The organism is Pseudomonas sp. HOU2, from assembly GCF_040729435.1.
Classification (GTDB): domain Bacteria; phylum Pseudomonadota; class Gammaproteobacteria; order Pseudomonadales; family Pseudomonadaceae; genus Aquipseudomonas.
In genome coordinates this window covers 5,533,115-5,554,494 of record NZ_CP160398.1, presented here as the reverse complement: position 1 = coordinate 5,554,494, position 21,380 = coordinate 5,533,115, and the positions used below count along the sequence as shown (strand labels likewise).

General features: G+C 60.1%; 21 protein-coding genes and 1 pseudogene. 11 read left to right on the top strand and 11 right to left on the bottom strand.

Annotated features, from left to right (window positions below):
* Positions 1 to 176 precede the first annotated feature (176 nt).
* Entirely contained in the window at positions 177 to 995 is an 819-nt protein-coding gene (locus ABV589_RS24980) for a shikimate 5-dehydrogenase (RefSeq protein WP_367084074.1), read from the bottom strand.
* Positions 996 to 1,252: 257 nt separating this feature from the next.
* Here ABV589_RS24980 and ABV589_RS24975 point away from each other — a divergent pair, with 257 nt between their 5' ends.
* From ABV589_RS24975 to ABV589_RS24965, 3 genes are all read left to right on the top strand, one after another.
* The gene (locus ABV589_RS24975; RefSeq protein WP_007965394.1) at positions 1,253 to 1,603 is read left to right on the top strand and encodes a hypothetical protein; all 351 of its coding nucleotides are present in this window, start codon (positions 1,253 to 1,255) and stop codon (positions 1,601 to 1,603) included.
* Between the two features lie 229 nt (positions 1,604 to 1,832).
* A complete protein-coding gene (locus ABV589_RS24970; protein WP_025108897.1) occupies positions 1,833 to 2,027 on the top strand; it encodes a hypothetical protein in 195 nt (64 codons plus the stop codon).
* Positions 2,028 to 2,129: 102 nt separating this feature from the next.
* Positions 2,130 to 2,312, top strand: coding sequence for a hypothetical protein (locus tag ABV589_RS24965; RefSeq protein ID WP_003223603.1), 183 nt, complete (start codon positions 2,130 to 2,132; stop codon positions 2,310 to 2,312).
* Here ABV589_RS24965 and ABV589_RS24960 read toward each other — a convergent pair.
* Both ABV589_RS24960 and ABV589_RS24955 read right to left on the bottom strand, forming a co-directional pair.
* On the bottom strand, positions 2,309 to 3,370 hold the full coding sequence (locus tag ABV589_RS24960; protein WP_367084073.1) for an AI-2E family transporter: 1,062 nt from the start codon (positions 3,368 to 3,370) through the stop codon (positions 2,309 to 2,311). The genes ABV589_RS24965 and ABV589_RS24960 overlap by 4 nt on opposite strands.
* Positions 3,371 to 3,487: 117 nt before the next feature.
* Complete coding sequence (locus ABV589_RS24955; protein ID WP_367084072.1) at positions 3,488 to 4,174, bottom strand: isochorismatase family protein; 687 nt, start codon at positions 4,172 to 4,174, stop codon at positions 3,488 to 3,490.
* 192 nt (positions 4,175 to 4,366) lie between these two features.
* On the opposite strand from ABV589_RS24955, the gene yegQ reads away from it, so the two are divergent.
* Positions 4,367 to 5,701, top strand: coding sequence for a tRNA 5-hydroxyuridine modification protein YegQ (gene yegQ, locus ABV589_RS24950; RefSeq protein WP_098968080.1), 1,335 nt, complete (start codon positions 4,367 to 4,369; stop codon positions 5,699 to 5,701).
* A 103-nt stretch (positions 5,702 to 5,804) separates the two neighbouring features.
* On the opposite strand, the gene ABV589_RS24945 is transcribed toward yegQ, so the two are convergent.
* Complete coding sequence (locus ABV589_RS24945) at positions 5,805 to 6,668, bottom strand: LysR substrate-binding domain-containing protein (RefSeq protein ID WP_367086229.1); 864 nt, start codon at positions 6,666 to 6,668, stop codon at positions 5,805 to 5,807.
* A gap of 101 nt (positions 6,669 to 6,769) precedes the next feature.
* Between ABV589_RS24945 and ABV589_RS24940 the strand changes: the two are divergent.
* Positions 6,770 to 7,647 (top strand): annotated as a pseudogene (locus tag ABV589_RS24940) (DMT family transporter).
* A 179-nt stretch (positions 7,648 to 7,826) separates the two neighbouring features.
* Here the strand turns inward: ABV589_RS24940 and ABV589_RS24935 are convergent.
* The gene (locus tag ABV589_RS24935) at positions 7,827 to 8,057 is read right to left on the bottom strand and encodes a hypothetical protein (RefSeq protein WP_367084071.1); all 231 of its coding nucleotides are present in this window, start codon (positions 8,055 to 8,057) and stop codon (positions 7,827 to 7,829) included.
* 92 nt (positions 8,058 to 8,149) lie between these two features.
* Positions 8,150 to 8,863 carry a FadR/GntR family transcriptional regulator gene (locus tag ABV589_RS24930; protein WP_367084070.1) on the bottom strand — a complete coding sequence of 238 codons (714 nt, stop codon included), beginning with the start codon at positions 8,861 to 8,863 and terminating at the stop codon, positions 8,150 to 8,152.
* Positions 8,864 to 9,230: 367 nt separating this feature from the next.
* On the opposite strand from ABV589_RS24930, the gene ABV589_RS24925 reads away from it, so the two are divergent.
* Together ABV589_RS24925 and gudD are read left to right on the top strand one after the other, a co-directional pair.
* Positions 9,231 to 10,577, top strand: a complete 1,347-nt coding sequence (locus ABV589_RS24925; RefSeq protein ID WP_367084069.1) for an MFS transporter — start codon at positions 9,231 to 9,233, stop codon at positions 10,575 to 10,577.
* A gap of 34 nt (positions 10,578 to 10,611) precedes the next feature.
* Entirely contained in the window at positions 10,612 to 11,955 is a 1,344-nt protein-coding gene (gudD, locus tag ABV589_RS24920; protein ID WP_367084068.1) for a glucarate dehydratase, read from the top strand.
* 108 nt (positions 11,956 to 12,063) lie between these two features.
* Here gudD and ABV589_RS24915 read toward each other — a convergent pair whose 3' ends face one another.
* Positions 12,064 to 12,936 (bottom strand): LysR family transcriptional regulator, encoded by an 873-nt coding sequence (locus tag ABV589_RS24915; RefSeq protein WP_367084067.1) that lies wholly within the window; start codon positions 12,934 to 12,936, stop codon positions 12,064 to 12,066.
* Between the two features lie 160 nt (positions 12,937 to 13,096).
* Between ABV589_RS24915 and ampC the strand changes: the two genes are divergently transcribed.
* On the top strand, positions 13,097 to 14,263 hold the full coding sequence (ampC, locus tag ABV589_RS24910) for a class C beta-lactamase (RefSeq protein WP_367084066.1): 1,167 nt from the start codon (positions 13,097 to 13,099) through the stop codon (positions 14,261 to 14,263).
* Between the two features lie 138 nt (positions 14,264 to 14,401).
* Here ampC and ABV589_RS24905 read toward each other — a convergent pair whose 3' ends face one another.
* Positions 14,402 to 14,974: a DUF4174 domain-containing protein gene (locus ABV589_RS24905; protein ID WP_367084065.1), complete on the bottom strand. Its 573-nt coding sequence runs from the start codon at positions 14,972 to 14,974 to the stop codon at positions 14,402 to 14,404.
* Between the two features lie 209 nt (positions 14,975 to 15,183).
* Here ABV589_RS24905 and ABV589_RS24900 point away from each other — a divergent pair, with 209 nt between their 5' ends.
* Positions 15,184 to 15,657, top strand: coding sequence for a GNAT family N-acetyltransferase (locus ABV589_RS24900; protein WP_367084064.1), 474 nt, complete (start codon positions 15,184 to 15,186; stop codon positions 15,655 to 15,657).
* A gap of 80 nt (positions 15,658 to 15,737) precedes the next feature.
* Here the strand turns inward: ABV589_RS24900 and ABV589_RS24895 are convergent, their stop codons facing one another.
* From ABV589_RS24895 to ABV589_RS24885, 3 genes are all read right to left on the bottom strand, one after another.
* Positions 15,738 to 16,523 (bottom strand): sulfite exporter TauE/SafE family protein, encoded by a 786-nt coding sequence (locus ABV589_RS24895; RefSeq protein WP_064586898.1) that lies wholly within the window; start codon positions 16,521 to 16,523, stop codon positions 15,738 to 15,740.
* Between the two features lie 207 nt (positions 16,524 to 16,730).
* Positions 16,731 to 17,945 carry an MFS transporter gene (locus tag ABV589_RS24890; RefSeq protein ID WP_367084063.1) on the bottom strand — a complete coding sequence of 405 codons (1,215 nt, stop codon included), beginning with the start codon at positions 17,943 to 17,945 and terminating at the stop codon, positions 16,731 to 16,733.
* Positions 17,946 to 18,106: 161 nt separating this feature from the next.
* Positions 18,107 to 18,856 (bottom strand): hypothetical protein, encoded by a 750-nt coding sequence (locus tag ABV589_RS24885; RefSeq protein ID WP_367084062.1) that lies wholly within the window; start codon positions 18,854 to 18,856, stop codon positions 18,107 to 18,109.
* Between the two features lie 344 nt (positions 18,857 to 19,200).
* On the opposite strand from ABV589_RS24885, the gene ABV589_RS24880 reads away from it, so the two are divergent.
* Positions 19,201 to 20,349 carry an aldose epimerase family protein gene (locus ABV589_RS24880; RefSeq protein ID WP_367084061.1) on the top strand — a complete coding sequence of 383 codons (1,149 nt, stop codon included), beginning with the start codon at positions 19,201 to 19,203 and terminating at the stop codon, positions 20,347 to 20,349.
* A 207-nt stretch (positions 20,350 to 20,556) separates the two neighbouring features.
* Entirely contained in the window at positions 20,557 to 21,378 is an 822-nt protein-coding gene (locus ABV589_RS24875) for an aldo/keto reductase (RefSeq protein ID WP_367084060.1), read from the top strand.
* Positions 21,379 to 21,380 lie beyond the last annotated feature (2 nt).

The following is a 21,380-nucleotide window of genomic DNA, read 5'->3' as shown; positions in this document are numbered from 1 at the left end:
TGGGCTTGCTGGGGCTGCAGTATAGGTAACCCGATAAACCGGGTTGAATTCATCGCTGGCAAGCCAGCTCCCACAGAATTTGTGGTTGCTCACCTATCAGTGTTGCAACCTGACACCTGTGGGAGCTGGCCTGCCAGCGATGGGGCCAACTTATTCAACACATACAGTCCTGAACATCAACTGCGGGCGAAATTCACCGCCGCCGCAAACTGCTCTTCATTTGGCCGCACTCCGGTGTACAGCACAAATTGCTCCAGCGCCTGGATCGCAATCACCTCCAGCCCGGTGATGACCTTTTTACCTTCGGCTCGCCCGCGCACGATCAGCGGCGTTTCCGACGGGATCGCCACCACATCGAACACGGTGTCGGCGGCCTTGATCACTTCTGGTTCGAACGCCAGTTGCCCGGCTTCCGGCCCGCCGTCCATGCCCACCGGGGTGACATTGATCAGCATCTGCGGCCGCTCTTCGCCCAGCTCCGCCTGCCAGCGATAGCCCAGCGAGTCCGCCAGAACCCGTCCGGCGCGCTCGTTACGCGCAACGATCAAGCCGTTCTTGTAGCCACCATCGCGCAAGGCACTGGCCACCGCTTTGGCCATGCCGCCGCTGCCGCGCAGGGCGAACGTCGTATCCTTTGGCACCGCGTGGGTTTCCAGCAATTGCGCGATGGCGATGTAATCGGTGTTGTAGGCCTTGAGATGGCCGTTGGTGTTGACGATGGTGTTGATCGACTGGATCGCGGCTGCCGACGCATCCAGCTCATCGACCAGCGCGATGCACGCTTCCTTGAACGGCATCGACACGCCACAACCACGAATCCCCAGCGCACGAATGCCGCCGACGGCTCCCGGCAGATCCTGGCTGCTGAACGCCTTGTAATAGAAGTTCAGGCCCAACTGCTCGTACAAATGGTTATGAAAGCGCAGACCGAAATTCCCCGGGCGCCCGGACAGGGACATGCACAGTTGGGTGTCTTTGTTGGGATTCATCTGCATGAAACTTCTCCTTCAAAACGGACTTTCGGATGGACGGAGTTAGCCATTCCATCGGGTTCTGGACGATCATAAGCGCCTGTCTGCAACGGGCCGCGAGCCCCTTTGACCGACCGGTAAAGAAGCCGGTACAGACCTTACACAAAATTTACCCAGCGGCTGTGCTGATTTTCAGAATTTCGCTGTCATAGAAGTATCCCCGCGACAACTTTGGGCCTGGTGCAGGCCCGGACGCCGGGTCGAAGAACCGAGGAATTATCATGATTCGTAAACTCCCCATCGTGGCCTTGTTGATTGGTGCATTCGCTATCACAGGTCAGGCAGAAGCCCACGGCGGTGGCTGGCAGGGTCCGGCAGTGTTTGGTGCGATCGTCGGCTCGGCCATCATCGGCTCGGCATTGATCAATCAGGACCGGCCGGTCTACGTGCAACAGCCTGTTTACGCTCAGCCGGCACCGGTTTATGTGCAACAACCGCCGCCACCGGTCTACTACCAACCGGCGCCGGTCTATGTGCAACAACCGGTCTACGTGCCTGGCCCGGTCTACTACGGCCCACCACGCGGCTACTACGGCCGGCCACACGGCTACTACGGTGGCCCGCGCTGGTAATCACGAACAACGAGCCCCGCTTTATAGCGGGGCTTTTTTATGACCGTCGGTCGGGCAAAGTCTGAAAAAATCTCGCCAAGGTCGCTGTGAGGACAGTCCCGGCAGCTAAAGTCGGCATGATGGACTTGACCGTCGAGGGCAAAACACAAAACGGTCATCTATTTGTCATGACGGAACCGCAATCTGAATCCGTCCGTAAACAACAGGTTGATAAAAACAAGGACGACCCATGCCTACACAGAATCCGCACCGCATCGTCGGCCTGTGCACTTCAAGCAAGGTGTACAGCGCGCTGACTGAACTGAAACACCTGGAAGGCCACCGCTGCGCCAAGTTTCTTTCGCTGCTGGCGGAGAATCTCGTGCACAAGGGCCTGCTCAATGAGCGTGAAGTGGTGCACATGCTCGACCAGGTTGTCGACTGACACAGTCCTCACTGTGATCAATGACCACTATCGAAAGCGTTGATTGTCCCTGAGCGCAGCGAATCCCTAAGGTAGCTCCACAGATTGATGGAGGTACTTGTCATGGCTCAGGTTCAAATCATGTCGGTGGTCGGCAGCGCCGTTCCCGCATCGCTCCGAGCGTCGGGATTGCTCGCCTGCTGGTATCTGGTGCGCGATGGCGAGCCGATCAGCGGCCCGCTCACTTCACTGCCCGCAGCGCAGGCCCTGTCGCAGAAAATCGTCAGCACGCCATTCCACGCTTAAGGCAACTGGACTCTCGGTTTGGTCTCGATGAACAGCGCCCAACTGGACATGAACAGCGCCGCGATCAGCGGCCCGATCACGAAACCGTTGAGGCCGAACACTGCGAGGCCGCCGAGGGTCGAGATCAGGATCATGTAATCCGGCATGCGCGTGTCCTTGCCGACCAGGATCGGGCGCAGCACGTTGTCCACCAGGCCGATCACAAACACCCCGAACAGCCCCAGCACCACGCCCTGCCAGATCATCCCGCTGAGCAGGAAGTACACCGCCACCGGTGCCCAGACGATCCCCGCGCCCACCGCCGGCAACAGTGACAGAAAGCCCATCAGCACCGCCCAGAGCAACGCGCTGGGAATGTCGAGAAACCAGAAAATCGCCCCGCCCAGTGCCCCTTGAGTGACCGCCACCACCAGGTTGCCCTTGACCGTCGCGCGGACCACCCGATTGAATTTCAACTGCAAACGGCGTTTGTGATTCTCTTCCAGCGGTACTGCGGTGCGAATCTTGCGCACCAGTTCAGCGCCATCGCGCAGAAAGAAAAACAGCAGGTACAGCATGATGCCGAAGCTGACCACGAACTCGAACGTACCCTGGCCGAAACTGAACGCCTGGCTGGCCAGCACCTGGCTGCCCTGCATCGACGCCTTGACGATTTTCTCGCGCAGGCCGTTGAGTTCACCCATGCCAAAGCGATCGAGCAGATGTTGAAAGTACGGGGGCAGACTGTGTTTGAACTGCGCCAGATAGGCACCGATGTCGAGTTGGCCGCTTTCGATGTTGTTGTACAGCGTCGCGCCTTCCTGGACCAACAGCACGCTGAGGATGATCACCGGCAGAATCGCGATGACCAGGCAGATGCCCAACGTGCAAAGCGCTGTCAGGTTGCGCTGCCAGCCGAATTTGATCTGTAACTTGCGCTGCATCGGCGCAAACAGAATGCCGAGAATCACCGCCCAGAACACCGCGCCGTAGAACGGCAGCAGAATCCAGATGAAGGCGACCGTCACCAGCAACAACAGCACGGTGAGGGATTTGAATTGCAGGGTTTTTTCGTTCATGTCCGATCCATGTCAGTCAGGCGTCTCGCACGCCCCGAACCTTAGTCAGCCGGGGCGCGCGCGAGTGCCATCTTTGTTCATGGAGCATAGATTGCCTGGACGATGCAGCCCGGCTAATCAGCGCACCGGCAGTTTGACGATCTGCGCAGTGCCCAACACGTCGCCGAAGGTGTCTTCGACTTCCGCCAGCGCGGCTTTGTGCAGCGAATCCTTGTCGATGGACACGCCGTTGGCCCGAGTGATGGCGCGGGTCGCCGAGGCATCGGACGCGACAATCACGGCGTAGCCCAAAGGCGCGGCATCCCGCGCGGCACCCGCCACGCAGGCGTGGGTCATCAGGCCGGATATGATCAGGGTCTGGATGCCGGCCTTTTTCAGTTGCTGGTCAAGGTCGGTGCTGGCGAACACGCTGACGGTGTTTTTTTGCAGGACAACGTCTTGTGGGCGCGGCTGCATGTCCTTGTGAAACTTCACCGTCTCGCCATCAATGGCAAACACCGCAGAACCGGCCGGTGCAATGTGCTGCACGTGGTACACCGGGATTTTGTGGCTGTCGGCGAACGTGATCAGCTCACGGGTTTTCGCCAGCGCAGCGGCACCGTCCGGGATCGGCATCTTGCCGCTGAAGTATTCATTCTGAAAGTCGATCACGATCAGGGCCGATTTGCCGGCTGGCAGGTGATCGACCGGCGTAGCGCCTGACATCGCCCGAATGGTCGGGTGGCTGTCGGCGATGGCCCCGGTGCTGGCCAGTACACCGGAAAATGCACAAGCGGTGAGAAAGCGGCGCGTAAAGTTCTGCATGGGAAAGTCCTCCTTCGGTTGATTTGATAAGCGAATGTTAGGCAGCCATCGTCAAACCGAACACAGTGGAACCGGGACATGATCTGTGCCCTTTCTGCACAGATAAACTTCGCAAACTCAAACGTAGATCCAGATCAATAAACCGCACTTGCCGCTGCACTACCCTGCCGCGCTTTTGCGACCGATGCCGCCATGAAGCCAGACCTCCCCCTCGCCGCCCCGGAATTGCTCGCCCCCGCCGGCACCCTGAAGAACATGCGCTACGCCTTCGCCTACGGTGCCGATGCGGTCTACGCCGGCCAGCCGCGCTACAGCCTGCGGGTGCGCAACAACGAATTCGACCACGCCAACCTCGCCCTCGGCATTCGCGAAGCGCAGGCTCAGGGCAAGCGCTTTTACGTGGTGGTCAACATCGCCCCGCACAACGCCAAACTGAAGACTTTTCTCAAGGATCTGGCGCCGGTAATCGAGATGGCACCGGACGCCCTGATCATGTCCGACCCGGGTCTGATCATGCTGGTGCGCCGGCATTTTCCGCAGATGCCGATCCACCTTTCGGTGCAGGCCAACACGGTGAACTGGGCGAGCGTCGAGTTCTGGCAGCAACAGGGGCTGAGCCGGATCATCCTTTCGCGGGAGCTGTCGCTGGAAGAAATCGGCGAAATCCGTGAACAGGTACCGGGCATGGAATTGGAGGTCTTCGTTCACGGCGCGCTGTGCATGGCCTACTCCGGGCGCTGCCTGCTGTCGGGCTACATGAACAAGCGCGATGCCAATCAGGGCACCTGCACCAACGCCTGCCGCTGGAAGTATTCGGCGCAGCAAGCCACGGAAAACCAGCTCGGCGAGATCGTGCAGACCTTCCAGCCGGAGCCGACCCTGGGCATCGGCGCGCCGACCGATCAGGTGTTCCTGCTGCAGGAAGCCAATCGCCCCGATGAGTTGATGCCGGCATTTGAAGACGAGCACGGCACCTACATCATGAACGCCAAGGATCTGCGCGCGGTGCAGCATGTCGAGCGCCTGACGCGCATGGGCGTGCATTCGCTGAAGATCGAGGGCCGGACCAAATCGCACTTCTATTGCGCGCGCACCACTCAGGTCTATCGCCGGGCAATTGATGACGCGATGGCCGGGCGCGAGTTTGATCGCAGCCTGATGACCGATCTGGAATCACTGGCCCAGCGCGGCTACACCGAAGGTTTCCTGCGCCGCCATGTGCATGACGAATACCAGAATTATCAGAACGGCAGCTCGGTGTCCGAGCGTCAGCAGTTCGTTGGCGAACTGACCGGCGAGCGCCGCGACCGGTTGGCCGAGGTCAAGGTGAAGAACCGTTTTGCCTTGGGCGATCATCTGGAGCTGATGACGCCCAAGGGCAACTTCCATTTCGATCTGCACCAGTTGCAGAGTGCCAAGGGCGAAGCCATCGAAGTCGCGCCCGGCGACGGGCACACGGTGTACCTGCCGATTCCGGATGCGGTGGATTTGCGCTTTGGCCTGCTGATGCGCGACCTAACTCCCTGAACCCATCCCTGTAGGAGCTGCCGCAGGCTGCGATCTTTTGATCTTGTTATTGAAAAGCCAGATCAAAAGATCGCAGCCTGCGGCAGCTCCTACACGGATGGAGTCAGAGGAATTCTTCGCGCAACATCGCCACGAACGCCTCACGCGCTGGGTGCACCCCGGCGTTTTCGTGCCAGTAAAACAGGTTGTCGATCGCTGTCAGTTCAGGAAACTCATAGCCCACGCAGCCAGCGCCTTTGGCGTATTGCTCGAACACCCCTTTGGGCACCAGCGCGACCCCGGCGCCGGCACTTACGCAACCGACAATCGCCCCGTAACTCGCCAGGCTGACAATCGGCAGCGCCTGGCCCTGACGCAACAACCAGTGCTCCAGCGCCGCCCGATACGGGCAGCCTTGCGGCCACATGAACACGGTTTTGTCCTGCAGATCGTGGATGTCGCGCACCGGCCCGAATGACGTCGAGGCAATCAGCAGCAGTTCTTCGCGGTACATCGGTGTGCGTTTGAGCTGCGATCGCTCGACGTCCACTGCGACGATGGCGCCGTCGAGGCGATGGTTGACAGTATCGTCGAGCAACTGGCTCCAGGTGCCGGTCGTCAGCTCCAGTGCCACTCGCGGAAAGCGCTTGTGAAACCTCGCCAAAAGACGCGGCAAACGCCCGGTGGCCGAGGATTCGATCGCGCCGATACGCAGCGGCCCGGAGGGTTCGGCGGCGGGATCCACCGCGCGTTTGGCTTCGGCGGTCAGCGCCAGAATCCGCTCGGCATACGCCAGAAACGTCTGCCCCGCCGGGCTGATCCGCAGCCCGCGCCCCTCGCGCAGAAACAGCGCGACGCCGAGTTCCGCTTCCAGCGCCTTGATCCGTGCGGTGATGTTCGACGGCACACAAAACAGCTTTTCAGCGGCGCGGGCAATGCTGCCCTCGTCGGCCACGGTCTTGAACATGCGGATCTGCGCCAGCTCCATACTCATCACTCAAAGTGAACATTCAGCGCAGTATAAGTCAGTTGTGGCGAATTGTTGCGCGCCCGGATACTCGGCGCATCAACCTCTGCGGTGCGCCGATCATGCCGTCTCCCTCTCCTGTAAAAATCATTCTGGCCATGGCTTTCGTGGTCGGCTGCTGGGCCTATTCGCCGACCGGCATTCACATCGGCCTGCAAGCCTACGACCCCGGGCATCTGGCGTTGCTGCGGTTTCTTTTGGCGTCGGTGTTCATGGCTGTCATCGCTGCCTTCAAAGGTATTCGCCTGCCGCAACCGCGCGATGTGCCGCTGCTGTTCGCCTTGGGCTTGTTCGCGGTCAGCCTGCATCACGTGGCGCTGAACATCGGCCAGCAAAGCGTCAGCGCCGGCGCCTCCAGCGTACTGGCGCAGTCGAGCCCGCTGTTCAGTACGCTGCTGGCGCGTTACGTGTTCAAGGATCAGGTCAGTGTCTGGCGTTGGGGCTGCGTATTGCTGGGGCTGGTCGGCGTGGTGATCGTGGCCTGGGGCAGATCGACGCGCACGGCTTGCTGATTCTGCTGGCGGCGCTGTCATGGAGCATTTACTTCGCCCTGCAAAAACACCACGCCCGACGTTATGACGGCTTCAGTCTGGCCTGTTATGCGGTGTGGTCGGGGACGCTGCTGTTGCTGATTTATCTGCCGGGGCTGAGCGATGCAGTGCTGAAGGCGCCGTTGCGCGTGCAGTGCGCGGTGCTGGCGTTAGGGGTGTTTCCCAGCGCGCTGGCTTATCTGGCCTGGGGCTTTGTGCTCAGGCATGTGGACTTGAGCCGGGCGACGATGACGCTTTATTTGATACCGCCGACGGCGATGGGGATTGCTTCAGTGGGCCTCGGCGAGCAGCCGTCGCTGATGGTTCTGATTGGCGCGGCGGTGGTGTTGATCAGTGTGCTGGCGTTGAATCTGGAGCGGCGGGTGGTGGTTCGTACCCTTGAAGTCTGATCTCTGATTTTCAGCGACATTGTGGCCGCCATCGCTGGCAAGCCAGCTCCCACAGGACATGCGGCATGACACCACTGACCACTGTGGGAGCGGGCTTGCCCGCGATGAGGCCCACATGAACAACACACACTGCAACTGACCACCCACAAAAAAACCGGCACCAAGGCCGGTTTTTTTCACTATCTGCGATCATCCGACAACGGCGTCGGCTCATCCGCCGGCGGCACATCATCGTCCGCCGCCGGGTCCTTCCAGTCTTCCGGCCGATCGGCATCACTCAACGGATCACGTCCCGGGCTCATGCCCGGCGGCGCATCGTGATCGGTCAGTGTCGGCTCATCCGTGCCGGGTACTGGACGGGTCGGATCGGTCGGTAGCACACCACCTTGAAACAGCAAATCATTAGCCATGACACACCTCACCAAGGAGGTCCGGAGAACCCGGGCCATACAGCTTGGAAGCGTGCCTGCGCAGGCGGTGCTATCGAGCAGACCAACGGCCATCAGCCCTGCGCACTGAAGCGGTCGCGGCTGTTGGTCAAGTGCAGCCACATGGCCGCGCGCGCTGCGTCCGGATCCTGCCGTTTGATCGCATTCAGGATCGCTTCGTGCTCCAGATGGGCCAACTGCCCCAGCTTGCTCAGATCCGCCGCGCCACGCTCGGCGGCATTGAGCCGCTGACGCGGAATCATCGCGCTGCCCAGGTGCTGCATGATTTCGCTGAAGCAGACGTTGCCGGTGGCCTCGGCGATCAGCAGATGAAAACGTCGATCAGCCTCGACACAACTGTCATTGCTGTCCAGCAGACGCTGATAGTCATCCAGCGCCTGACGCATCTGCAGCAATTGCTGCTCACTGCGCCGTAGCGCCGCCAGCGCCGCGGCCTGTGTCTCCAGACCCATGCGCAATTCCAGAATGCTGCGTAGTCCGAGCGCGGTGTCGACATTCAGGCGCAAGCCCTGCTCGGCAGCGCGCTCGATGACGAAACTGCCGATGCCGTGCCGCGTCTCGACCAGGCCCGAGGCCTGCAACTTGGAAATCGCTTCGCGCACCACCGTGCGACTGACGCCGTGCTCCTGAACGATGGCGTTCTCCGACGGCAGCTTGTCACCGGGCGACAACTGGCCAAGCAGGATGCTCTGGGTAAGTTTCTCCACCAGATCGTGTGCGAGGTTGTGTGCACGTTTGGGCGCAGGGGCGTCGAGGTCTTCTTGCATGATCGGTTCCGGTCATCGGGGCTTGTCGATCGTAGCACTGCGCGGTGGCTGACGAGATCGATTTTAGTGCTGAAATAGCCACCAACTTGTATGACAACATTCAATAAAATTCAAAAAACCGGAATAGACAAGGTGGCTGAGCTGTTTGAACGTTGACATGAAAAACGATGAAACGCGGCTGACACGAGCAATCTAGGTCAACAAAAACGGGGTAAACCGCCAAAAAGAAATAAGAAATCTGCCCACCAGACAAATTTAATCGCTATACCCCACTTGTAGGACAAAAAATCTCAGTTGTATGATGTCTATCAACAACGCAACACTCAGCCCTACCCCGCATAAAAATAATCAGTGGGAGAAAAACCAAGTGAAAACCTCCGTCTCCGGGATGAACGAGGGCGTCGATTCGACACTCGCGTCCGCCATCTCGAAAGTGAAACGCCACGTCCTGCCGCTCTTCGTGATCATGTTCATCGTCAATTACATTGACCGGGTGAACATCGGTTTCGTCCGCACTCACATGGAACATGATCTGGGCATCGGGGCTGCCGCCTACGGCTTCGGCGCCGGTCTGTTCTTCATCGGTTATGCGCTGTTCGAAGTGCCGTCCAACATGCTTTTGCAGAAAGTCGGCGCGCGCATCTGGCTCACCCGCATCATGCTTACCTGGGGCCTGGTCGCCGCCGGCATGGCGTTCATCCAGAACGAAACGCACTTTTACATCCTGCGCTTTCTGCTCGGCGTGGCCGAAGCCGGGTTCTTTCCCGGGGTGATCTACTACTTCACCCGCTGGCTGCCCGGCGCCGAACGCGGCAAGGCGATCGCGATTTTCCTCAGCGGATCGGCAGTCGCCTCGCTGATTTCCGGCCCGTTGTCCGGCCTGCTCTTGCAGATCAACGGCCTCGGCATGCACGGCTGGCAATGGATGTACTTCATCGAGGGCATGTTTTCCGTCGGGCTGTGCGTGTTCGTCTGGTTCTGGCTCGACGCCAAACCCCACGACGCGAAATGGCTGACCCGCGCCGAACAGGACGCACTGGTCAACGCCATCGACGATGAACAGAAGGCCCGCGAAGCCGCGACGCCGATCCGCCCATCGATGGGCAAACTGCTCAAGGACCGGCAAATCATCCTGTTCTGCCTGATCTACTTTTTCATTCAACTGACCATCTACGCCGCGACGTTCTGGCTGCCGAGCATCATCAAGAAAATGGGCGAGATGAGTGACTTCCAGGTCGGGCTGTTCAATTCGATCCCGTGGCTGCTGTCGATCGTCGGCATGTACGCCTTCGCCGCTTTCTCGGCCAAGTGGAAGCACCAGCAAGCCTGGGTCGCCACCGCGTTGTTGATCGCCGCAGCAGGGATGTTCATGTCCACCACCGGCGGGCCGATCTTCGCCTTTGTCGCGATCTGTTTTGCCGCGCTGGGCTTCAAGTCCGCCTCGTCTTTGTTCTGGCCGATTCCGCAGGCCTATCTGGATGCACGGATCGCCGCGGCAGTAATTGCGTTGATCAATTCAGTGGGCAACCTCGGCGGCTTCGTCGCGCCGACCACCTTCGGCTTGCTCGAAGAACACACCGGCTCGATTCAGGGCGGCCTCTACGGCCTGGCCGCGACCTCGATCATCGCCGCGATCATCGTCTTCGCTGCACGCACCACCCCGAAACACGCTGCTGACCTCGCCGTGGCCGAGGCCGCGCCAAAGCACGCATGACTTCCTTTTTAAAGATGCTGACAAGGATAAAAACATGACCGCACACGACACCGCCAAAGCGCCAATCATCACTGACATGCAGGTGATTCCCGTGGCCGGCCACGACGGCATGCTGCTCAACCTGAGCGGCGCCCACGGGCCGTTTTTCACCCGCAATATCGTCATTCTCAAGGACAACGCCGGCCACACTGGCGTCGGTGAAGTGCCCGGTGGCGAGCGCATCCGCCAGACGCTGGAGGATGCCCGCAGCCTGGTGCTCGGCAGCACAATCGGCAACTATCAGAAGATCCTCAATCAGGTGCGCCAGACCTTCGCCGAGCGTGACGCCGGCGGCCGTGGCCTGCAGACGTTCGACCTGCGCATCACCATCCACGCGGTCACCGGACTCGAAGCCGCCCTGCTCGACCTGCTCGGGCAACACCTCGACGTACCGGTCGCGGCGCTGCTCGGCGAAGGCCAGCAACGCGACCAAGTGAAGATGCTCGGTTATCTGTTTTACGTCGGCGATCAACGCGAGACCGACCTCGCCTACCGCAGCGAACCGGATGCCGATAACGACTGGTTCCGCGTCCGTCACGAGAAAGCCATGAGCGCCGAAGCGGTGGTGCGTCTGGCCGAAGCGGCGCAGGCGAAATACGGTTTCCAGGACTTCAAACTCAAGGGCGGCGTGCTCAGTGGCGACGCGGAAATCGAAGCCGTGACGGCTCTGGCCGAACGCTTTCCCGAGGCGCGAATCACCCTCGATCCGAACGGCGCCTGGTCACTGAAAGAAGCGATCCGCCTGTGCCGCGATCAACATAAGGTGCTGGCTTACGCCGAAGACCCGTGCGGTGCGGAAAACGGTTACTCGGGGCGTGAAGTCATGGCCGAGTTCCGCCGCGCCACTGGGCTGAAGACGGCGACCAACATGATCGCCACCGACTGGCGCGAGATGGGCCACGCCATTCAGCTGCAGTCGGTGGACATTCCGTTGGCCGACCCGCACTTCTGGACCATGCAGGGCTCGGTACGTGTCGCGCAGTTGTGTCATGAGTGGGGCCTGACCTGGGGCTCACACTCCAACAACCACTTCGATATTTCCCTGGCAATGTTTACCCACGTCGCGGCGGCGGCACCGGGCGACATCACCGCCATCGACACGCACTGGATCTGGCAGGACGGCCAGCGTCTGACCAAGGCACCACTGCAAATTGTCGACGGTTGCGTGCAAGTGCCGCAGAAACCGGGGCTGGGTGTGGAACTGGACATGGATCAGGTGGCCAAGGCCCACGAACTGTACAAAGGCATGGGTCTCGGCGCACGGGATGACAGCGTGGCGATGCAGTGTTTGATACCGGGGTGGACGTTCGATAACAAGCGGCCGTGTCTGGTGCGCTGATGCCTTCCCCCTGTAGGAGCTGCCGCAGGCTGCGATCTTTTGATCTTGATCTTCAAAAATCAAAGTCAAAAGATCGCAGCCTGCGGCAGCTCCTACAAAGGATTTGGGTCAGGCAGAGATTTGTAGCAGCCAGTTTTTGAAGGCGAGCATTGCCGCCGTCTCCGGGCGCGACTGCAGGCGCGTCAGCCAATAACTGCCGGTGGTGATTTCAATCGCAAACGGCTGGCGAATCACGTCCGCTGCCAGTTGCCGGGCGAACATCAGCGGTGGTGCCAATGCGACTCCGCTGCCCTGCAGCGCGGCTTCCATCATCGCCAGCGACGAATCGAAGACAATGCTCTGCGGCGGCGCCGCGTGGGTCGCCAGGCCTGCGGCATGAAACCACTCCGGCCATTCATCGGTGCGATAGGAACGCAGCAAGCGCTGTTGCAGCAGATCGCCCGGGGTATGCAACTGCCGGGCAATTTCCGGCACGCACAACACCGACAGTGGCGCATCCAGCAGACGCGTTGCCTCGATCCCGTGCCACGCCCCGGCGCCAAAACGAATCGCGTAATCCAGCCCCTCGGCGGCGACGTCGACCCGGTTGTTATTGGTCGACAGGCGCAAATCTATGAGCGGATGTTTCGCCTGGAAGTCTGCCAGCCGTGGCAGCAGCCAACCGACCGCAAAGGTTCCGACGGCACCCACGGTCAACATGTCCCGATACTGACCGCCGGCCAGTCGCTCGAGCATCTGCGCGATGTGATCGAATGAGGTGGTCAAAACCGGCAACAGGGTCTCCCCTTCACTGGTCAGCATCAGCCCACGAGGCAGGCGTTTGAACAGGGTGACATTGAGCTGCGCCTCAAGGCTTTTGACCTGATGGCTCACCGCCGCCTGGGTCACGCACAATTCCACAGCGGCGCGGGTAAAGCTCAGATGCCGCGCCGAGGCTTCGAATGCGCGCAGCGCATTGAGCGGCAGTTGAGGTCGAATCATGCCAGGTCCCAAATTTTTCTAATGGCTCATGCGAAATATCATCGTTTGTCGACGAGTGCCAGACTGCCTAAATTGTCGGCGCTGATCAGTCGAGCAACGTTTCAATTGCCCGCAGTGTAGCGGGATATCACCCTCAACACTCATGGAGAGTGGTTCACTCATGTCCTTCATCAACCCGAGAAAAGTCATTTCCTGCAGCGCATTCGGCGTAATTTTCGCTGCTAACGCGTGCATGGCTGCCACGCCGAGCGACGAGCAACTGCAAGCTCTGGTGAATAAAGCCGTCACCCCGGTGATGCAGCAACAGCAGGTTCCGGGCCTGGCCGTGGCTATCACCATCAACGGCCAACCGCATTACTTTAATTACGGCGTCGCCGCCAAGGATACCGGGCAGAAAGTCAGCGAAAACACCCTGTTCGAGATCGGCTCGGTGAGCAAAACCTTCGCCGCGACCTTGGCCGGCTATGCGCAGGCGACCGGCAAACTGGACCTGTCGACCAAGGCCAGCCAGCTCTGGCCGGAACTCAAGGGCAGCGCTTTCGACAACATCAGCGTGCTGCAATTGGGCACCTACAGCGCCGGCGGCCTGCCGCTGCAATTCCCTGACCCGTGGGATTCGGCGGACAAGATGCTCGGCTACTACCAACAGTGGAAACCGAGCTTCCCGGCCGGTAGCCAGCGCCTGTACTCCAACCCGAGCCTGGGCCTGTTCGGTTATCTCGCCGCCAAGACCCTTGGCCAGCCCTATGATCAGGCGATGAGCGAAACCCTGCTGCCGAAACTTGGCCTGCAACACACCTACCTGCAAGTGCCGAAAGCGCAAATGAGCCTGTACGCGCAGGGCTACGACAAGAACAACCAACCGGTGCGCGTCACCCCGGGCGCGATGGATTCAGAAGCTTACGGCGTGAAAACCAGCGCCGCCGACATGCTGCGTTACGTGCAGGTCAACCTGAAACCGGCAAGCCTGGAGGCCCCGCTGCAAAAAGCCATCGCCAACACCCACACCGGTTACTACAGCGTCGGCGACATGACTCAGGGTCTGGGTTGGGAAATGTACCGTTACCCGATCAGCCTCGATCGTTTGCTGGCCGGCAACAGCACGGAAATGGCCATGCAGCCGCACAAGGTGCAGTGGCTGACCCCGCCGCAACCGCAGGCGGATAATGTGCTGCTGAACAAAACCGGGTCTACGGGTGGCTTTGGCAGTTACGTGGCGTTTGTGCCGTCGAAGGATGTCGGCGTGGTGATTCTGGCGAACAAGAACTTTCCGATTCCGGAGCGGGTGAAGATTGCTCACACGATCCTCAGCGCTTTAGCCGACTGAAAATCAAAAGATCGCAGCCTTCGGCAGCTCCTACACCGATCCCATGTAGGAGCTGCTGAAGGCTGCGATCTTTTTGACGGGCAATAAAAATGGGCGACCTGCAGAGTTCGCCCATTTTTTTTGAATCAGGCCATGCCATCAATCATCCGGCATTTCCGGTGGCTTGCTCGGTTTCGCCGGTTTGGTTGGCTTGGCGCCCTTCTCGCCTTTCTTGGCTGCAGGTTCGGCGGCCGTGGCCTTGGTTTCAGCAACCGTCGGTGCGCTGATTTCTTTCTCGCTCGCCGGCAATGCATCAACCGTGTCGAAGATCTTCTTCAGGTCCACCGACTTCGCTTCATCGCCCGAGGCCGAGAGCTTGGCCTCGCCGTCCTTGCCCAGCAGGAACACTTTCGGGTACGCGCCGGCACCGAGTTTCAGCGACCGTAGCAAAGCCATGGTGTCCTGCTGACCGAGGTCTTTGCCATCGAGCTGACCGGCCATGTTGAGGATGGTGTAAACCTTGATGTTGCGATCAGTCACACCTTTCTTGTTGGCAGGATCTTCCAGCGACTTTTTCAACCCCACCCACACCGGATCGACGGTGCTTTGTGCGATTACGATCAACGGTCGGGCCCGTCCCACATCCCCGGCTATGGGCGAGTCATTGTCAGCGGCGAACAAGGGGCCGGCAATCGCCAGCAAGAGTGTCAGGGTCAGTGACCTGATGAGCATGCGCATCTCCTTTTGATATCCACGCTCTAATGATTGCGCATCGCGGCGATTGTTCCGGGGTCGTGCCCGGCAAATATGTTTCGCCTTGTCAGAAGCTTAGGTCAGCCACGACATTGCGCAACCGCATCGGCGTAATCGTGACGCGGATTTGATTACCTTTTGTGAGCACATTAGGCTGGCTGTTCCGCCCACGAAATGGAGTTCAACCCATGCACATCGATTACCTGTGCGATCACCCGCATTTGATTGAGGAACTGGCCGAACTCAACTTCAAGGAATGGGGCGAATTCCGTGACGGCGATACCCTTGAGGCCCGCACCGAGCGGATGCGCGCCGCCTGTGGCAAGGGTGCAATTCCCAGCGTGGTGGTGGCTATTGAAGACGGCAGGTTGCTCGGCGGCGCGCTGCTGATCGACAGCGACATGAAGATCCGCCCGCAACTGACGCCGTGGCTGGCGGGCGTCTACGTGAAAGCCGAAGAACGCGGACGCGGAATTGCTTCGCAGCTGGTTAACCGGATCGTCGCTGAAGCCAAAACGTTGGGAGTGCCGCAGCTGTATCTGTACACCGACGCCGCGCAATCGCTGTATGCGGGGTTGGGTTGGGAGGTGGTCGAGGATCTGGTCTACGAGGATTTGCCGGTGACCGTCATGAAATTCAACATCCTTCATACCGCAGCGTAGGAGCTGCCTCAGGCTGCGATCTTTTGATCTTGATCGTAAAAACGGAGATCAAAAGATCGCAGCCTTCGGCAGCTCCTACATCAGAAAGCCAGTTTGTAGCCGATCAACAGCAGCATGGTCGCCAGGCACGGGCGCAGTAATTCGTCGGAGATACGCCCGGTCAGGTGGCTGCCCAGCCAGATGCCCGGCAACGAACCCATCAGCAGAAAGCCCAGCACGCCCCAGTCCATGTTGCCCATACTCGCGTGGCCCAGACCGGCAACCAGGGTCAGCGGCACGGCGTGGGCGATTTCGGTGCCGACCAGGCGCCGGGTCGGCAGCAGCGGATAGAGGATGAACAGCGCGACCGTGCCCAGGGCGCCGGCGCCGATCGAGGTCAGGGCGACCATGGTGCCGAGGATCAGCCCGGTGATCACCGTCATCACATTCAGGCGCGCGCCGCTCGGGTTGTAATTGCCGCCCGCGCGTTTGTGAGCGAATTCGAGCAGGCGCTTCTTGAACAGAATCGCCAACGCGGTGGCGAACAGCACAAAGCCCAGGGCTTGTTTGATGATCGCGTTCATCGCTTCGGGCGCGGTGTGCAGCGTGCTGAGAAACCACAAGGTCATCGCCACAGCCGGCACGCTGCCGAGGGTCAGCCAGCCGGTGATGGCCCAGTCGATGTTGTTGTTCTTCTTGTGCACCAGCACGCCACTGGATTTGGTAATGGCCGCGTACAACAGGTCGGTGCCCACCGCTGTTGCCGGGTTGATGCCGAACCACAACAGGATCGGCGTCATCAACGAACCGCCGCCGACACCGGTCATACCGACAATAAAACCCACCACCAGCCCGGCGATCACCAGGCCGAAATTTGCCAATTCCATTAAGACGTCCAGAAAAACGACAGGAAAAATCTGGCCCGCAGCATAGCGATTTTTCATATAACCACATATATCGATGCGGTCTATCGTTATGCCCGATTCCTACATCTAACACTGTAGGAGCTGCCGAAGGCTGCGATCTTTTGATCTTGATTAAAGGCAAGATCAAAAGATCGCAGCCTGCGGCAGCTCCTACAGTGGAGGTGTGGTTCAGTGCTGGCGCCGGCCCGGTTTGAAGCTGTGATGACGGTTGATCCACACCGTCGCCAGCGCGATCAGCGACAGGATCAACAACGCCCATGGAAAGGACATCGCGCCCGCCCGATCCAGCAGCAACCCGCCAAACAGGCCGCCACCGGCAATCGCCACGTTCCACGAGGTGGTGAGCATCGCCTGCACCACGTCCACATGCTCGCCGGCCGAATCCGCCGCCGCCGTCAGCAGCAACGTCGCCGAACCACCAAATGACAGGCCCCACACGGCCATGCAGGTATAGATCAGCCACGGCGACGGGGATATCAGCGCCAGCACCAGTGCGGTCACGGCAAACACCGCGAGGCTGATCAGCGTCAGCCAGCGCAACCAGCGATCCACCAGCAAACCGATGATCCAGATCCCCACCAGCGAACACAGGCCGAACACCAGCAGCACCAGATCGACGCGCTCGGCCAGCCCGGCCTGCATCAGGAATGGCGCGATGTAGGTGTAGAGAATGTTGTGCCCGAGCATCCAGGTCAGCACCACGAACAGCACCGGCCGCACGCCCGGCAGGCTTAGTGATTGCAGCAGCGGCAGGCGTTCGCTGCTGGCCTGCCCCGGACGGTCCGGCACCGCCAGCACAATCCACGCAGCCAGCACCAATGCCAGCGCCGACATGATCCCGAACGAGGCGCGCCAGCCGATCAGGTTGCCCAGCCAGGTCCCCGCCGGGGTGCCCAGCGACAGCGCCACCGGGGTGCCGAGCATGGCGATTGCCAGTGCCCGTCCCTGCTGGTGCACTGGCACGATGCCACGGGCGTAACCGGCCATGATTCCCCACGACAGCCCCGCCGCCATCCCGGCGAGAAACCGCGAGGCCAGGGTCAGGCCGTAATGGCTGGAGAACGTGGTCACGGTGTTGAACAGCAGGAACCCGCCAACCGTCATCAACAGCACCCGCCGCCGTGGCCAGCCCCGGGTGGCGACGGTCAGCGGAATTGCCGCGACAATCGAGCCCAGTGCATACAGCGTCACCAGTTGCCCGGCTAGCACTTCGCTGACCCCAAGCCCGGCGCCGATCTGCGGCAGCAGCCCGGCCGGCAGGGTCTCGGTGAGGATGGCGATAAAGCCGGTCATGGCGAACGCCAGTAATGCGGCATAGGGCAGTTTTTCGGTGCGGATGACGCAGTCAGTGCGGGTGAAGTCGGTGCTTGCGGAGTCGGTCATGACAGGTGCAGCTCCATTTGAGTCAAATGTGACGGAGAATTGTATACAACCTATCCCTCATGACTGACAACATGTAGGAGCTGCCGCAGGCTGCGATCTTTTGATCTTGATCTTAAAAAACAAAATCAAAAGATCGCAGCCTGCGGCAGCTCCTACAGGGATTACTGCACCGGGAGGAAATTCAGGAACAGCAGGCTCTGCGCGTAGTTCAGGCCGATGCGCCGGTAACGCTCGTCGAGCATCTGCGACAACAGGTCGAGCCGTGCAACGATCTTGCCGAACTCGGTGGCGAAACTCAGGTTGCTGCCCTCCTCCGAGATTTCGTTGGAGAACAGCAGCGGCTGGCCCTCCTTGTTCTGCCGCTGGGCCAGAATCCACGTGGCTTTCTCGATGTTGCGCGCGGCGTTGTGGACGAAGGTCGGGTTGATCGCATCAGTCATGTAGAACTCGATGCGATTGCCGTGGGCGGTGACCAGCATGCTGCCGATGGCATAGATAAAGGCGCCAACCCGATCCCCGAGAAACTCCGGACTCATCGCGTAGCTGAGCGCCGCCAGATCTTTGCGCCCGCCCAACACCGGTAACGGTTGCTGCTGCTCGACGGCAAGGCGCACCTGTTTCACCGCCGTGTTGATGTCGAGGAAGCCCGACTTGCGCAGCTCTTCCGGGTTGCGCAAATACAGCTTGCCCATCAATCGATAAAGACTGTTGAGGTTGTCGCGCATCGCCAACGTGGCCATGCGATCGACGCTGGTCTGCAGGAATTCCTGCGGTTGACCGTCACGCATCTGAGCGATGAAACCGTTGCCGGTCTGGTGCGTGCACCCGCTGACAAACAGCAATGACAGACAGGCCAGCAACAGGCACGGGCGGCGAAAAAATCGGGCGATCGGGTGAAAAGCTCTCGGCATGAATTCTCGAACAGGCACATTCCTGCGCGGCGGGCGTCGCCGCATCCTGGCCATGGATAGAGCCGCCGAATCCGGAAAAGTGCAGTGGCGGATTTTCCCGGTCGATTGACGGCGAAGGAGCGCCAAGCCAATTAGTCAGTCTTTATTGTTGAAATACACGATAAATCCGCTATAAACCTTCTTTACCTGCACAAATAGATTGACTAGTACCGTGTAGGAGCTGCCGAAGGCTGCGATCTTTTGACCTTCGTTTTTAGAATCAAGATCAAAAGATCGCAGCCTGCGGCAGCTCCTACAGGGGAATTGTGGTGTTTTGAAAACAACAACAAAAAGGAAGGTCAACCATGCTTCAATCACGTCACCTGCTCTCCGGCCTCGGACTGTCCCTGATGATCGCCACCCTCTCCGCCAACGCGGCCGGCCTCAGCGCCGAACACAAAGCCTTTGGCAAAACCAATGACGGCACGCCCGTCGAGCAATACATCCTGCGCAACAGCCACGGCATGCAGGCGACCGTCATCACCTACGGCGCCACCCTGCAATCGCTGCTGGTGCCGGACAAACACGGCAAAGCCGCCGATGTGGTGCTGGGTTTCGACGATGTTCAGGGTTACCAGAAAGGCACGGCGTATTTCGGTGCGACCATCGGCCGTTTCGGCAATCGACTCGCGGACGGTGCGTTCGAACTCGACGGCAAACGCTATCAGGTGCCGCAGAACGACAAGTCCAACGCCTTGCATGGCGGCACCCAAGGCTTCGACAAGAAGGTCTGGAAAGCGCAGGAAACCAAGGACAAGGATTCCGTCGGCGTGACCCTCACCTATCTGTCGGCGGACGGTGAAATGGGCTTCCCCGGCAACCTCACCACGCAGGTGACCTACCGCCTGACCGACAGCAACGAACTGCGCATCGACTATCAGGCCAGCACCGACAAACCGACCGTGCTCAACCTGACCAACCACAGCTACTTCAACCTCGCCGGCGCCGGCAATGGTGATGTGCTGAAACAGATCGCCACCCTGCACGCCAGCCGCTACACCCCAGTCACCGCCAAGCTGATCCCGACCGGCGAACTGGCGCCAGTGGCCGGCACGCCGATGGACTTCACCAAGCCCACCGCCATTGGTACGCACATCAAGGCCGATCACCCGCAGTTGAAATTCGCCGAACCGAAACAGGGCGGCTTCGATTTCAACTGGGTGCTAGATACCAAGGGGGATGTGAGCAAAGTTGCCGCCGAGGTCAGCGATCCGCAGTCCGGGCGGCATCTGCAGCTGTTCACCAGCGAGCCGGGGGTGCAGTTCTACACCAGCAACTTCCTCGACGGCACGGTCAAGGGCAAGGGTGGCAAGGTCTATCCGCACTGGGGCGCGTTTACTTTGGAGACCCAGCACTATCCGGATGCGCCGAATCAGCCGGATTTTCCGAGCACGCGGCTGGATCCGGGGCAGGCTTATACACAAAGCGTCGTCTTGAAATTCACCACAAAATAACTGACCTCACTCATCTCCTGTGGCGAGGGAGCTTGCTCCCGCTGGGGCGCGAAGCGGCCCTCGCTTTTCATTAAGTTGGAAAGCAGCGGCCTGCTGCGCAGTCCAGCGGGAGCAAGCTCCCTCGCCACAGGTTCATCGACCTCCATTGGAACCCCTGCGCTATCCTGCTGCCCACTAAGGTATCGACCATCAGCACAGGAGGTTTGAATGCGTACCCTTGAACTGGCAGGCGTGCAGGTTCCAGTGATCGGCCAGGGCACTTGGCGCATGGGCGAAGATCGCGCGGCGCACCCGCGGGAAGTGTCCGCGCTGCGCCAAGGCATCGAACTGGGCATGACCCTGATCGATACAGCGGAAATGTACGCCGAGGGCGGCGCCGAAAGCGTGGTTGGCGAAGCCATCGCCGGTCTGCGCGACCGGGTATTTCTGGTGAGCAAGGTCTATCCGCACAACGCCAGCCGCAAAGGCATCCCGCAAGCCTGCGAGCGCAGTCTGCGCCGGCTCGACACCGATTACATCGACCTCTATCTGTTGCACTGGCGCGGTCAGTATCCGCTGGAAGAAACCGTCGAAGCCTTCGAACGTTTGCGCGCGGACGGCAAGATCGGCCGTTGGGGCGTGTCGAATTTCGATGTCGACGATCTGCAAGAACTGGCCTCCCCGGCCTGCGCCACCAATCAGGTGCTGTACAACCTCGAAGAGCGTGGCGTCGAATTCGATCTGCTGCCCTGGTGCCAGCAACAGCGTATGCCGTTGATGGCGTACTGCCCGATCGGCCAGGGCGGCACGATGCTCGCCGAACCGGCGCTACAGCAAATTGCCGCTCGTCACAACGTGACCCCGGCACAGGTTTCGCTGGCGTGGATTCTGCGTCAGGATGGGGTGATTGCGATTCCCAAGGCTGTGCGACCGGAACACGTGCAACTCAATGCTCAGGCGGCGCAGCTGCAACTGGACGCCGGGGATCTGGCGGCGCTGGATCAGGTATTCAAAGCGCCACAACGCAAGCAGCGGCTGGCGATGGTCTGACA